The organism is Actinoplanes sp. G11-F43 (assembly GCF_050589265.1).
Lineage (GTDB): Bacteria > Actinomycetota > Actinomycetes > Mycobacteriales > Micromonosporaceae > Actinoplanes.
Genome location: NZ_JBNZCE010000017.1, coordinates 633,628 through 645,943 on the forward strand (window position 1 = coordinate 633,628; position 12,316 = coordinate 645,943).

At 71.9% G+C, this 12,316-nt stretch carries 15 protein-coding genes; 5 read left to right on the forward strand and 10 right to left on the reverse strand.

The genetic code is table 11. The features are described 5' to 3' along the window. Nucleotides 1–430 precede the first annotated feature (430 nt). From ACQ0O7_RS21720 to ACQ0O7_RS21740, 5 genes are all read left to right on the forward strand, one after another. Complete coding sequence (locus ACQ0O7_RS21720; RefSeq protein WP_430783961.1) at nt 431–2,032, forward strand: DUF3492 domain-containing protein; 1,602 nt, start codon at nt 431–433, stop codon at nt 2,030–2,032. Further along, nucleotides 2,029–3,948, forward strand: a complete 1,920-nt coding sequence (locus ACQ0O7_RS21725) for a hypothetical protein (RefSeq protein WP_430783962.1) — start codon at nt 2,029–2,031, stop codon at nt 3,946–3,948. The genes ACQ0O7_RS21720 and ACQ0O7_RS21725 overlap by 4 nt, the downstream gene beginning before the upstream one ends. After that, on the forward strand, nt 3,945–4,502 hold the full coding sequence (locus ACQ0O7_RS21730; protein ID WP_430783963.1) for a spherulation-specific family 4 protein: 558 nt from the start codon (nt 3,945–3,947) through the stop codon (nt 4,500–4,502). Before ACQ0O7_RS21725 ends, ACQ0O7_RS21730 begins: the two co-directional genes overlap by 4 nt. An 86-nt stretch (nt 4,503–4,588) precedes the next feature. Further along, nucleotides 4,589–5,023 (forward strand): hypothetical protein, encoded by a 435-nt coding sequence (locus ACQ0O7_RS21735; RefSeq protein ID WP_430783964.1) that lies wholly within the window; start codon nt 4,589–4,591, stop codon nt 5,021–5,023. Between the two features lie 2 nt (nt 5,024–5,025). Further along, a complete protein-coding gene (locus ACQ0O7_RS21740) occupies nt 5,026–5,367 on the forward strand; it encodes a hypothetical protein (RefSeq protein ID WP_430783965.1) in 342 nt (113 codons plus the stop codon). Between the two features lie 10 nt (nt 5,368–5,377). Here ACQ0O7_RS21740 and ACQ0O7_RS21745 read toward each other — a convergent pair whose 3' ends face one another. From ACQ0O7_RS21745 to rsmD, 10 genes are all read right to left on the reverse strand, one after another. Beyond that, nucleotides 5,378–5,728, reverse strand: a complete 351-nt coding sequence (locus ACQ0O7_RS21745) for a hypothetical protein (RefSeq protein ID WP_430783966.1) — start codon at nt 5,726–5,728, stop codon at nt 5,378–5,380. Between the two features lie 144 nt (nt 5,729–5,872). Then, nucleotides 5,873–6,718, reverse strand: a complete 846-nt coding sequence (gene mutM / locus ACQ0O7_RS21750; RefSeq protein WP_430783967.1) for a bifunctional DNA-formamidopyrimidine glycosylase/DNA-(apurinic or apyrimidinic site) lyase — start codon at nt 6,716–6,718, stop codon at nt 5,873–5,875. A gap of 11 nt (nt 6,719–6,729) precedes the next feature. Then, entirely contained in the window at nt 6,730–7,896 is a 1,167-nt protein-coding gene (locus tag ACQ0O7_RS21755) for a mannosyltransferase family protein (RefSeq protein ID WP_430783968.1), read from the reverse strand. Next, nucleotides 7,893–8,624 carry a ribonuclease III gene (gene rnc, locus ACQ0O7_RS21760; RefSeq protein WP_430783969.1) on the reverse strand — a complete coding sequence of 244 codons (732 nt, stop codon included), beginning with the start codon at nt 8,622–8,624 and terminating at the stop codon, nt 7,893–7,895. The genes ACQ0O7_RS21755 and rnc overlap by 4 nt, the downstream gene beginning before the upstream one ends. Continuing rightward, entirely contained in the window at nt 8,617–9,585 is a 969-nt protein-coding gene (locus ACQ0O7_RS21765; protein WP_430784023.1) for a phosphate acyltransferase PlsX, read from the reverse strand. The genes rnc and ACQ0O7_RS21765 overlap by 8 nt, the downstream gene beginning before the upstream one ends. A gap of 36 nt (nt 9,586–9,621) precedes the next feature. Further along, nucleotides 9,622–9,795: a 50S ribosomal protein L32 gene (gene rpmF / locus ACQ0O7_RS21770; RefSeq protein ID WP_043527495.1), complete on the reverse strand. Its 174-nt coding sequence runs from the start codon at nt 9,793–9,795 to the stop codon at nt 9,622–9,624. A gap of 5 nt (nt 9,796–9,800) precedes the next feature. Continuing rightward, entirely contained in the window at nt 9,801–10,364 is a 564-nt protein-coding gene (locus tag ACQ0O7_RS21775) for a YceD family protein (protein ID WP_430783970.1), read from the reverse strand. Nucleotides 10,365–10,440: 76 nt separating this feature from the next. Further along, nucleotides 10,441–10,938, reverse strand: a complete 498-nt coding sequence (locus ACQ0O7_RS21780) for a hypothetical protein (RefSeq protein WP_430783971.1) — start codon at nt 10,936–10,938, stop codon at nt 10,441–10,443. A gap of 29 nt (nt 10,939–10,967) precedes the next feature. Continuing rightward, the gene (gene coaD, locus ACQ0O7_RS21785; protein ID WP_430783972.1) at nt 10,968–11,447 is read right to left on the reverse strand and encodes a pantetheine-phosphate adenylyltransferase; all 480 of its coding nucleotides are present in this window, start codon (nt 11,445–11,447) and stop codon (nt 10,968–10,970) included. Next, a complete protein-coding gene (rsmD, locus tag ACQ0O7_RS21790) occupies nt 11,444–12,007 on the reverse strand; it encodes a 16S rRNA (guanine(966)-N(2))-methyltransferase RsmD (RefSeq protein ID WP_430783973.1) in 564 nt (187 codons plus the stop codon). Before rsmD ends, coaD begins: the two co-directional genes overlap by 4 nt. Between the last annotated feature and the right edge of the window lie 309 nt (nt 12,008–12,316).

The window sequence follows — 12,316 nt, forward strand, 5'->3', positions numbered from 1 at the left end:
CCATAGTCCGCCGAGAGCCAGTCGCCGTCAAGCCGAGGGCGTGCCGGTTGCGCTCACCATCTCAGTGAATCACGCCACCAGGGCACCTCAGCAGGCCTTATACATCTTTCGCGGGCATGTCGATCTCGTCAAGAGTGGCCCGTTTTTGCAAGATCTGATGCGGGTGTCCGCTTCGGCCCGCTCCCGTCTGGCAACCGAACCGCTCCGGTCCGGCACACCCTCACGCAGGCGCACACGGACGATCACGGAACGGATCGACGAGGCGCCGGCGGCCGAGCGCCGGATCGGGGCACCGGCCGCAGTCGCATGTCATGCTCTTTCGGGCATAAACGGGCAAAGACGGCTGACAAATTAGCTTAAAAGGTACGTAATTGTGTCGCCTAGCCGACATGCTCCGGCAAACACGGCCGGTTGTGTCGTTGCCTCCAGCGTGAATCCGACCCCGCCGCACGAGCGCATCTGTCTGCTCACCGGCGGCGGGTACCCGTACCGGCGGGACGCCCTCGGTGGATGGTGCCGGACCCTCGTGGAGGGGCTGCGCCGCTTCCGCTTCGAGTTGCTGACCGTCACGGACCGTGAACAACCGTCCGCGCCGGCGTACCCGCTGCCGCTCCACGTCGTCTCCGCCCGCGCCGTCGCGCTCGGCCGGGACCCGAACCGTGCCGACCGGCGGCGCGGCGGCTCCACCCCGGACGGCGCCGACGAGGCGGCCGCCCTGCTCTGCCAGGGCCTGCTCGGCGACGGCCAGGGCCCGCGCGCCGACACCCCGGGCCTGCCCAGCGGCCCCGGAGGGCGCCTCAGCGCCGACACGTCGGGCACCGCCCGGTTCACCGAGGGGTTGCGGCGGATCACCGGGCTCTGCCCGGCGGACGGCACCGAGGTCGACGCCGAACCGCTGGCCGCGCTCCCGCTCGCCGAGGCGCTGCTGGAGGCGTGGCGGCAGCACCAGGCCGGTGACCCGGACGGCCGCACCACCCTGCCCCGGCTCAGCGTGCGCGACGCCCGCACCGCGGCGACCCTGCTCCGGCACGCCCTGCGCGCCACCGCCGTACCGCTGCCCGACGTGGACCTGGTGCACTGTGTGGGCGGGACGACACCCCTGCTCGCGGCACTCGGCGGACGGTGGCGCACCGGGACGCCGCTGCTGCTCACCGAGGCGCGGGCGGCGGTGATCCGGCAGCGGCCCGCCGAGGAACGGCTGTCGGCCGGCGTCCGCACCGTGCTGCGCCGGTTCCGGGCCGCGGTGACCCGCACCGGGTACGCCGAAGCCGCCCTGATCGCCCCGCTCAGCGCCTACCACCACGGCTGGGCGCTGGACCACGGCGCGCAGCCGGCCCGGCTGGTCCAGGTGCCCGCCGGAGTCGACCCGCGGGAATACCCGGGCGCCGCCGAACCGGCCGAGACACCGACCGTGGTGTGGGCCGGCAGCGGCGGGCCGGGCAGCGGACTGTCCCTGGTGCTGGAGGCGTTCACCGAGGTCACCGCGGCCCTGCCGGCAACCGTGCTGCACCTGGTCGGGGTCACCGAGGCACACGAGGAGCACTGCGCCGAGCAGATCGAGCGCACCGGGCTCGGCCGGGCCGTCCGGCTGCACCCGTTGCCCGCCGACCCGCGCGACCGCTACACCGTCGGGCAGGTGGTGGCGCACGTCCCCGGGCCGGCCGACCCGCCGTACCGGCTGGTGGAGGCGATGATGTCGGGCCGTGCCGTGGTCGGCGTGGACGTCGGCCCGGCCGGCGAGACGCTCGGCGACACCGGGATCCTGGTGCCCGCCGGCGACCCGTCCGAACTCGCCATCGCCATCACCGGGCTGCTTCGCGCCCCGGCCCGGCGCCGGGCCCTCGGCGAGGCCGCCCGCCGGCGCGCCCTGGACCACTTCACCGTCGACCGGGTCACCCGGTCGTACGGAGCCCTCTACACCGATCTGGCCGCACCGCCCCCGGCCCCGGCCTTCGAACTGGCGCTCACCGTTCCGGCGCCCCGGACCACCACGCCGGCCACGCTGCGCTGGCTCACACGGGAGACCTCATGACGATCACTCCCCCGCCGGAGACGCGGGAGAACCGGGAGACGCGGGACACCGGCGGGACCGTCACCCGCTCGGCCCGCAACCGCAGCCGGCGGCGGCTCAACGCCTCCTCGTCGGCGTCCGTCGACAGCCGGACCTCCCACCACCAGGCCGAACTCGCCCCGCCACGGCGCCGCGGCCGGCACGCCGCCGACGAGCCGGAGGCCGGGGTCGCCGCCCTCACCGACGTGGAGTTCCCGGCGCCCGCCTGGGATCCGTGGACCACCGGCACCGGCCCGGCGCTGGATCCGGCGCGCCCGGCCGGCCCGGCGGATCCGCTCGACGCGTCCGGGGTGGTCGGGGGCCGGTCGTTCTGGGGTGACCCGGCCGAACTCAGCACCGTCTCCGGCTGGACCGAGACCGGCGAGACCAGCACCGGCACCGGTTGGGCCGACGACTCCTCCGGCGCGGCGAACTGGACCACGCCGGGGGACTCCCCCGGCGCCACCAGCTGGACCGAACCGGGTGACTCCCCGGGCGCGACCGGCTGGACCGAACCGGGTGACGCTCTTCCCGCCGCTGACTGGGCCGGCGCCGACGGCCGGGAACGGGCCTGGGAGATCTGGGCCGAGACCACCGGGGACGACGAGACCGCCGGCCGTGACTCCGGCGCCACGGCCGGCGCCGGCGCCGGACCCGGCGCGGACGAGACCGATGCCGACGACCCGGCCGGGGATCGCGGACGGTGGGCACACGCCCGGCGTACGCACAGCGTCTACCTCAAGGCCGCGCTGGTGCGCTGCGGGCTCTACCTCGGCCCGCTCAGCGTCGCGGTCGCCTCGGCCGGTGCGCTGGGCCGGGTCGCCTGGCCGGTACCGGCTCTGATGCTGCTCTTCGGCTGGACCGCCGCGCAGGGGCTGACCAGTGTGGGTGTGACCGTCGCCGGCCGGGGCGGGCCGACCGCCGCCGCCCGGACGGTGGCCGCCGGGTTCGCCACGGTGATCGGGCTCTGGTGCGCGCTGGTGTGGGTCGCGCCGGACGCGTGGCTCGGCCCGGACCGGATGCTCGCCGCCACCGTCGGCACCGGTGGCCTGCTCAGCCTGGCCGCGGTCACCGCCGCCCTGGTCACCCGGTCCGAGCGGGCGGTGGCCGTCTGGTTCACCCCGTGCTGGCTGCTCGCCGCCGCGGTGCTGGCCGACGCCGCCGGGGTGGGTGGCGCCGCGCTGATCCCGGTCGGGACGCTCCTGCCGGCCGCGCTGATCGCGGCCGCGATCCGGGCCTTCCGCCCGGCCATGCTCCCGGCCCGGCTGACCGGACGGACCGGCCGGGCCCCACGGCTGACCCGGGCCGACTACCGGCGCGGTGCGGCGTACCTGATCATCGGCGCCGCCCAGGCGGTCTGCGTGGCCCTGCTCTGGCAGGGCAGCCCGGCCGTGATGCCGCTGCCCGCCGCGGTGCCGTTGCTGCTGGCCGTACCCCTGCTGGAGGGCCTGATCGGCTGGCACACCGCCCGGCTGGACGCGGCCCTGGACTCGGCCGAGACACCGGAACAGTTCGACCGGCACGTCCGTAACGTCACCGCGATCACCCTGGCCGGGCTGGTGCCGCCACTCGCCGCCGGATGCGGCCTGCTGGTCGCCGCGTACCGGCTGCCGGACGGGTACGCCGCGGTGCCCGGCGCCCGGGAGGCGGTGCTCGCACTGGCCGCCGGAACCCTGCTCGGCGGGGTCTTCGCGGTCACCTTCCTGCTCGCCGCCCGCTCCCGGCACGGGATCGCCGCCACCCTGGCCGCCATCCCGCCGGGCGCCGCCATCGTGCTGGCCCTGTTCGCCTCACCGGCCGGGATGCTGCCCGCCGCGGTCGCGGTACTCGCCGCGACGCATCTCACCGGCCTGCTCATCGTCGCCCTGACCGCCGCCGATCTCCGGAGGACGCCGTGAAGACCCTGTTCCCCCCGTACGCCCACCCGTCGCAGGCACTGGAGCTGGACACCGAGACCTGGATCGTCCGTGAACAGCCCGGCGACCGCCGCACCCTGCACCAGTCGCTCGGCCGCATCGACCTGGACTGGGGCAGCCGTTCACTGGCCGACGTCCTGGCCGACGTGGACGCGTGGCGCGCCGACGGTGTCGAGGGCCTGTTCCTGGACCGGGCGCCGGCCGGGGCCGGTGGGGTCGGGCCGGTCGCGCTGACCGTGCGCCTGGCCGCCCGCCGCGGCCTGCACCGGGTGGTGCTCAACCCGGGTGTGCCGACCCACCCGCTCTACCGGGATCTCGGGGTGCGGATCTGCACCTTCGAGGGCCCGTGGACGGCCTACCAGAGCTGGGACGGCGACGGGGTCCGGCCGGGCGACGGCCACATCGTGTACGGCGTACCGGCCCCACTGCTCACCGCCGCCCGCCGCCTGATGGGCCGCCGCGGCGCCGGCTTCGGCCTGGCCACCGACGCCACCCCACGAGTGACCACGGAGTGCGCCGGCCGGGCCGCCGCCTGACCCACCCCTCCGGCGGGCACCGTCACCTGGACTTCCGAATACGATCCGAATACGATGTCGGCATGAGCATCACAGCAGGTGTCCCGTTGACGACTCGCCGATCCTCGGACCTCAGCAAGCACTCCGCCGAGGTCTTCGCCGAGGCCGAGGATCATCCGGTTACGGTGACCCGGCGTGACGGCGAGACGCTCGTGCTCATGTCTCAGCGCGAGGCGGACGCCCGTGCGCAGTTGCTGCGGCTCGCCGCCCAACTCATCACGGTCACCCTCGACGACGACGGTCCTCTCGAGGTGCGGATGGCAAAGCTGTTCCCATGGATGCTGGCGTTCGCGCCGGAGGGCCGGGCAGCATGTGCTCAGGCCCTCATCGACGCGGCCCGCGCGTCGTTCTCCACCGGCCAACCGCATCTGGCCATCGCCGAGCTCACGTCCTGGCGCGAGACCGCCACCGCGATCGCCGCGGGCCTGGGCTCCGAGCCGGTCGAATGGCTCGAGCCCGATGAGCCGGTCGAGCGTCCCTGACCATGGCGAAGGAGAGCCTCGTCCCCAGGCCCACCAAGAAGTCCGAGTTCGAGATCCGCTTCGCCACTGCCGGAGCCCGGAAGGACTGGAACGATCTGGTCGCGACGATCCGCAACGCCATGGCCGACACCTGGGATTTCCTGACATCGACCCCGACGGCTAGAACGCCGGCGAACTACCCGCTGCGCGACGCGCTCGCAACGATCCATCGCAACGGCAGGACGTATCAACGGTGGCAGCACAAGCCGACGCTGAAAGGCACCGCACGGGTCTGGTTCTACGTCGACGGCCGCATCGTCTACCTGGAGCAGGTGCATACGAGCCATCCGCACGAGACGAAGTGATCGCCGCACGTCAGCGCCGGACTGAGCCGGTGGTGGGGGCGGACTCGGTGTGTGCCAGGCAGATCGCCAGTTCGCGGGTGTCGCCGTCGGGGACCCGGAGGATGTGCAGGGGTGTCGTGCCGTCCTCGGTGAGCGGGTTTCCGGTGTAGTTCGAGTAATGCGTCCGGCAGTCGGCGTCGGCACGGGTGTCCGCGTCCGGACGGGACTCCGGGAGAGTCACCACGCCGACCACCAGGCCCACCACCCCGAAGACGCAGCCGAGGCAGGCGGTGATCAGGCCGGCGATGGAGAAGCCGTTGGTCTTACCGTTCCAGGTCCGGTGCCCCGGGGGCGGGGCCGGCGGGTGTTCGATCTGTTCCACCGGCGCACCCTATGTAGATGGTCGCCCGGCCCGCTGTCCCGTTCGCAGTGACCCCGGCCACCGCATTCGCCCGGCGGTCGCCGGGCGGTCCGGTGTGCCGCCGGGCTCGCGCGGATTCCCACGGGGCTGTGCGCTGACCCCGTATCAGATCCGGGGTTTGGGTTGGCATTTCGGGCAGCTGAACGAGGACCTGTTCATGAACTGCTCGCGGCGGATGATCGCCCCGCAGCGATGGCAGGGCTCGTTCTCGCGGCCGTAGGCGTTCAGCGACCGGTCGAAGTAGCCGCTCTCGCCGTTCACGTCGACATACAGCTCGTCGAAGCTGGTGCCGCCGGCCGTGATCGCCTCGCCGAGGACGTCGCGGACATGACCGAGCAGGCGCTGGACGGCGGGGCGGGTGAGCTGGTCGGTGGGACGGGTGCCGTGCAGCTTGGCCCGCCACAGCGCCTCGTCGGCGTAGATGTTGCCGACCCCGGAGATCAGGGTCTGGTCCAGCAGCGCCCGCTTGACCTCGGTGTGCCGGCCGCGCATCCGGGCCACGAACGCGGTGTCGTCGAAGAGCGGGTCCATCGGGTCACGGGCGATGTGTGAGATCTCGTCGGGCAGTTCGGCGCCGCCCTCGGAGACCGACAGGCCGCCGAACGTGCGCTGGTCCACGAACCGCAGCTGCGGGCCGCCGTCGGTGAAGGTGAACCGGACCCGCAGGTGTTTCTCGTCGGCGGCCTCGGCCGGCTGCATCAGCAGCTGGCCGCTCATCCCCAGATGGCCGATGATCGCGTCGCCGGAGTCCAGCGGCAGCCACAGGTATTTGCCGCGCCGGGAGACGTCCAGCACGGTGCGGCCGGCCAGGATCGCGGCGAAGTGGGCGTCGCCGGGCAGGTGCCGGCGGATCGCCCGGGGGTGCAGCACCTCGGCGGTGGCGATGGTGCGGCCGGTCACCCACTTCGCCAGGCCGATGCGGACGGTCTCGACCTCGGGAAGCTCAGGCACAGGGGGTTCCTCTACAGCGTGTAGGGCCAGACGGTGACGAGATAGGCGCCGTACCAGAGACCGAACAGCGCCCACGCGGTGATGGACAGGATCGCCACCCGGGGGCGGGCGCGGGACGCCGCGACCACGGCCGGCAGCAGCGTCAACAGTACGGGCAGCAGCAGCCGCGGCTTGGAGTGGTAGAACCCGGCCTGACCATAGACCAGGATCATCGCCACCACGCCGTAGACGGCCAGCGGCAGCCACGGCTTCTGGGCCAGCGCCATCCCGGCCGCACCCAGCGCCACCAGCAGGATCAGCGCCATGCTGACCGGGATCCAGCCGTCCCCGGAGCGCAGGGTGGACCGCAGGAACTCGGCGGTGCTGCTGCCGTAGTCGAACGAGGTGCCCCAGCCGGCCGTCTGGATCTTGAACCAGGCGGTCGGTTCACCCACCCGATAGGCGACCCAGCCCAGGAAGAGCGGCACCCCGGCGAGCGCGACGGCCGCCGCGGCGAGCGGCTTCCAGGCCTGCACCCGGCTCTGCCGGACGGCGAGCAGGGCGGCCACCGTGAGACCGATCGCGGCGGCCGCGCCGGTCGGCCGGGACAGCGCGGTCAGCAGGCCGAGCAGGCCGGCGGCCCACCACACCTGGCGGTGGGCGGCCACGAACATGCCGGCGACCAGGGCGATGTAGATGCTCTCCGAATACGCCATGGACAGCACCACCGACGCCGGCGCCGAACAGCAGATCGCCACCAGCGCCCAGCCGGCCCGCTTGCCGTACAGGCTGGTGCCGAGCAGGTGCAGGGCGATCGCCGCGCCGATCGAGGCCAGCCAGGCCACACTCAGGGCGGCGGTGTTCGGGTCCAGGCCGAGCGCCGCCCCGGCCCGGATCAGCATCGGGTAGACCGGGAAGAAGGCCAGCTCGTTGGCTTCCAGACGGCCGTCCGAGGAGTACGTGTACCCCTCCGGGTAGCCGTCCATGGCGACCCGGAGGAACCAGCCGGCGTCCCAGATCAGCAGCCGGTCCCAGACGGTCTTGGGCTCGTCGTTGGCGCCGCCCATCCAGGCGATCATCAGCAGTTGGCCGACGCGGGTCAGGGCGAGGATGCCGATCGCCGCGCTGATGCCCTGCCAGCCGCCCGACTTGTCCCACAGGGACTCTTTTTTCGTGACTTCTGCGCTTATCGCGGTCACGGCTCGGTCTTCTCCGCCTCACTCTGCTCCGTCAGCGTCCGCCACGCCGCCGCGGCCGCCCGCTGCTCGGCCTGCTTCTTGCTGCGGCCCTCGGAACCGCCGTACCGCTCGCCGGCCACCACCACCCAGGCGGTGAACGTCTTCGCGTGATCCGGCCCGGAATCCTCGATCTCATAATCCGGCACACCCAGGCCCAGCGCCGCGGTCAGCTCCTGAAGACTGGTCTTCCAGTCCAGCGCCGCACCCCGCCCGGCCGACTCGGCCATCAGCGGATCGAACAGCCGGTGGATCACCTCGCCGGCGATCTCCAGCCCGTGCTCCAGATAGATCGCGCCGAGCAGCGCCTCCAGGGTGTCCGCCAGGATGCTCGCCTTGTCCCGGCCCCCGGTGGTCTCCTCACCCTTGCCGAGCAGCAGGTGCGGGCCCAGGCCGGCCGGGCCCAGCGCCCGCGCCACGTCCGCCAGCGCGTGCATGTTGACCACACTCGCCCGCAACTTGGCGAGCTGCCCCTCCGGCAGGTCCGGGTGGTTGTGGAAGAGCGCCGAGGTGATCACCACACCGAGCACCGAGTCACCCAGGAACTCCAGGCGTTCGTTGGTCGGCAGACCGCCGTTCTCGTACGCGTACGAGCGGTGGGTCAGCGCACGTTCCAGCAGCTCCGGCTTGAACGGCACACCGAAGGCCTCCTCGAGCGGCTCGGTGGACGGACGGCGGCGCTTGTCAATCATTGGCGATACCTCGCTGGACTCTCAGCAGATCGGCGATAGCCGCGACGGAGGCGCGGCGGTGCAGGTCGGCCGCGAGCGCGATGCCCGCGGCGAGATCGGGGCCGGTGGCGGCTCCGTGACAGACGACGACCGTGCCGGAGACGCCGAGCAGCAGAGCGGCCCGGGGCGGCGGAGCGGTGTCCGAGGAGGGTGGCCCGGTCAGCGCGTACGCCGTCTCCAAGCCCTTGAGCAGCACATTGCCGGTGAACCCGTCGGTCACCACGACATCGGCGGCCCGGCCCAGCACCACGTCGCCGCCCTCGACCAGGCCGGCATAACGGGCACCGGCGGGCAGCGGCAGGTCGAAGAGCTGGGCCGGCAGGGCGCGGCGCAGACGGTCGCCCTTACCGGGTTCGGTGCCGATGGTGAGCAGGCCCACCCGGGGCGTGGCGACGCCGTGGACGACCGAGGCGTACGCGGCACCGAGGCGCGCGTGCCAGGCCAGGGTCTCCTCGTCCGGGTCGACGGAGGAACCCACGTCGAGCAGGACCAGACGGCCGGCCGCGGTCGGCAGCACGGCGGTCAGAGCGGGGCGGCGGACGCCGGGCCAGCGGCCCAGCTCACGGGCCGCGGAGAGAACCAGGACCCGGGTGTCACCGGCGGAGACCAGGGCGTCGGCGCGCCCCTCGGCGACCGCCCGGACCGCGCCGTTGGCGGTGTCCGTGCCGGTGATGTCGGTGGTGATCCGGCGCCGCTCGCCCGGTTTCAGGGCGGCGAGCACCGCGTCGGCGGCCTCGGCCGGGCCGACGAGAGTCAGATGAAGGGACGGATCCGCCCGGCAAGCGCGCAGAGCGCCGTCAACCACGACGGCGGGAGCCTGGTCCCCGCCGAGGAGGTCGACGGCGATCCGCGCGGTGCCCGGCTCCCCGACAGAGCGCTGTCCGGGAGCCGTGGCACCGGTGGTTCGCCACCGCTCGGGCACGACCCGCCCGAAGATCGGGCGCGTCACGCGGCGTCGTCAGACCTCGAGGACCTGACGGCCGTTGTAGGTGCCGCAGACGCCACAGGCGGCGTGCGGCAGCTTCGGCGACTTGCACTGGGAGCAGGCCGCGGTAACCACCGCGGTCGCCTTCCAGTTCGCCCGCCGCGAGCGGGTGTTGCTGCGCGACATCTTGCGCTTCGGGACGGCCACGGTTCCTACTCCTTGTTGTTTGACAGGTTGCGCAGTGCGGCCCAACGGGGGTCGACTTCCTCATGGCTGTGATCAGCCGGAAGGTCGTCGAAGTGCACCCCACAGTCGGGGCACAACCCTGGGCAGTCCGGGCGGCAGAGCGGAGTGACCGGCAGTTTCAGGACGATCGCGTCCCGGACCGCCGGCTCCAAGTCAAGCAGGTCGCCCGACATCCGCCCGACCTCGTCGTCGTCGGTGGTCTCCTCGGTGGTGCTGTCCGCATAGGCGAACAACTCCGCGAGGCTCACCTCGAACGACTCGTCGATCTCGTTGAGGCAACGACCGCACTCGCCCTTGAGCGAACCGCGGACGGTGCCGGTGATGTAGACCCCCTCGGAGACCGACGTCATCGTCATCTCGAGTGTGACGTCGGAGCCCTCGGGCACCGAGATCATCTCCAGACCGAGGTCTGCCGGGGCCGGAACCACCCTGTTCAGGGCACGCGTCGCACCAGGCTGCCGCGGCAGTTTCGTCGTGTCGACGACCAGCGGTTGCCTGGGGTCCAGGTGGCTCTGCGGTGACTTGGGCATCGTGATTCCTCAGCCATGGGTAGGCCGACCGAAAACATTACCTGAGCTTGAGGGACGTCGTCGAATCGGCCCTGGGTCAGAAGGGCAGTGGGCGCTCCGCGTCCTCGCCCTGGAAGGTGCCGATCTCGCGCAGCGCGTGCATCTTGTCACGCCCTCGCTCGATCGACGCCAGCGCCCGGGTAAGGAACTGCTCGAAGTTGGCCAGGGCGGTGTCGACGTAGTCGTCGACCTCCTCCCGCAGCCGCTGTGCCTCGCTGCGGGCCTCGGAGATGATCCGGGAGCCCTCGTGCTCGGCGGAGACGGTGATCTCGTTCACCGAGACCAGGCGGGCGTGTTCGGCCTCACTCTCCCGGACGATCCGGTCGGCCTCCCGCCGGCCGGCGTCGACGATCCGGTCCCGCTCGTCCAGGACCGCGGCCGCCTTGCGCAGCTCCGAGGGCAGCTCGGCGCGCAGGTCCTCCAGGCGCTCGATCATCTCGGTGCGGTCGAACATGAAGTTCGTCCGCGACATCGGCACGGCGCGGGCCTCCTGGACCAGCTCGATGAGCTCGTCTATGCGGTCGAGCGGATCCACCGGTGTCTACTCCCGTCTGTCGCTGCCGCCTAATTCTGCTTCAACCGGGCCACCAGCCGGTCCAGCACCGGGTCCGGCAGGTAGGCGGAGGCGTCGCCGCCCCACTTCACCACATCCTTGACGAGGCTGGACGACAGGAATGAGTAAAGCGGATTGGTCGGCATGAACAGTGTCTCCACACCGGAGAGCCCGATGTTCATCTGGGCCATCTGCAGCTCGTAGTCGAAGTCGCTGACCGCCCGCAGGCCCTTGACCACCACCGCGGCACCCTCGGCCCGGCAGAAGTCGACCAGCAGGCCGTGGAACGACGCGACCCGGACGTTGCCGTACTCCGCGGTCGCCTCGCGGAGCATCTCCAGCCGCTCCTCGATGGTGAACAGTCCCGCTTTCGACTGATTGATGAGGACACCGATGATGACCTCGTCAAAAAGCCGGCTGGCCCGCCCGACGATGTCGAGATGCCCGTTGGTGACCGGGTCGAAGGAGCCTGGACACACCGCTCGTCTCATGATCGGCGACCGTACCAAAGAGTGGTGTCCCCGTAACGCCGGGTGCGGTCGCCGGTCAGACCGTCCACCCAGCTCATCGGTCCACTGCGGCGGGATCGCTCGAAGACCACCACGGCATCCTCGGCCAGCCAGCCGCTGGTCACCAGATGCCGCTGCACGGTGTCGACCTCGTCGTCGCCGAGCGCGTAGGGCGGATCGGCGAAGACCACGTCGTACGGTCCCCCGGCCGGGGGATCCGCGAGCACCTGCAACACCTTTCCGGTGACCAGGCGGGCGGCCGGGCCGACCTTGAGGGTGACGATGTTGTCCCGGATCACCCGGGCCGCCTTGGCGTCCGCCTCCACCAGGAGCGCTTGGTCGGCGCCCCGGGACAGCGACTCCAGACCGATCGCACCGGATCCGGCATACAGGTCGGCGACCCGCGCACCGGGCAGATCGGTCATCGTTTCCAGTGCACTGAAGAAGGCCTCCCGGACACGGTCCGACGTGGGCCTGGTGTGGGCTCCGGCCGGGGCGGACAGCCGCCGCCCGCCGTGCACACCCGCGATAATCCTGGTCATCACCGGCGACGCTACTTCACCACTTCCGCCGGGCCACTCCTACGTGAACATTTCCCTCATCAAGGACACGTGGAGCGAACGATCAACTTCTCTGCGTGGATGGAAAGTCTCAGATTCATCACAAGACCATTAGTGCGCACTGAGACGTTTCTTTGATCTCGGTCAACCACTATGGTCGGACGACGTTGCGGGTGCGTTCTATCGTCCCCGCGCCGATGACGCGGGGAGGCGTCGTCGCAGGTTTCGTGTACCCACCAGCGTCTTCTGCGTAACTCCTCGCGCTCACTTTCTCACCCCCGTTCCACAGGA

Coding starts and splice junctions, on each gene's coding strand:
- ACQ0O7_RS21725 (WP_430783962.1), top strand. CDS start 2,029: ATGACGATCACTCCCCCGCCGGAGACGCGGGAGAACCGGGAGACGCGG.
- ACQ0O7_RS21740 (WP_430783965.1), top strand. CDS start 5,026: ATGGCGAAGGAGAGCCTCGTCCCCAGGCCCACCAAGAAGTCCGAGTTC.
- rnc (WP_430783969.1), bottom strand. CDS start 8,624: ATGATTGACAAGCGCCGCCGTCCGTCCACCGAGCCGCTCGAGGAGGCC.
- ACQ0O7_RS21775 (WP_430783970.1), bottom strand. CDS start 10,364: ATGCCCAAGTCACCGCAGAGCCACCTGGACCCCAGGCAACCGCTGGTC.
- coaD (WP_430783972.1), bottom strand. CDS start 11,447: ATGAGACGAGCGGTGTGTCCAGGCTCCTTCGACCCGGTCACCAACGGG.
- rsmD (WP_430783973.1), bottom strand. CDS start 12,007: ATGACCAGGATTATCGCGGGTGTGCACGGCGGGCGGCGGCTGTCCGCC.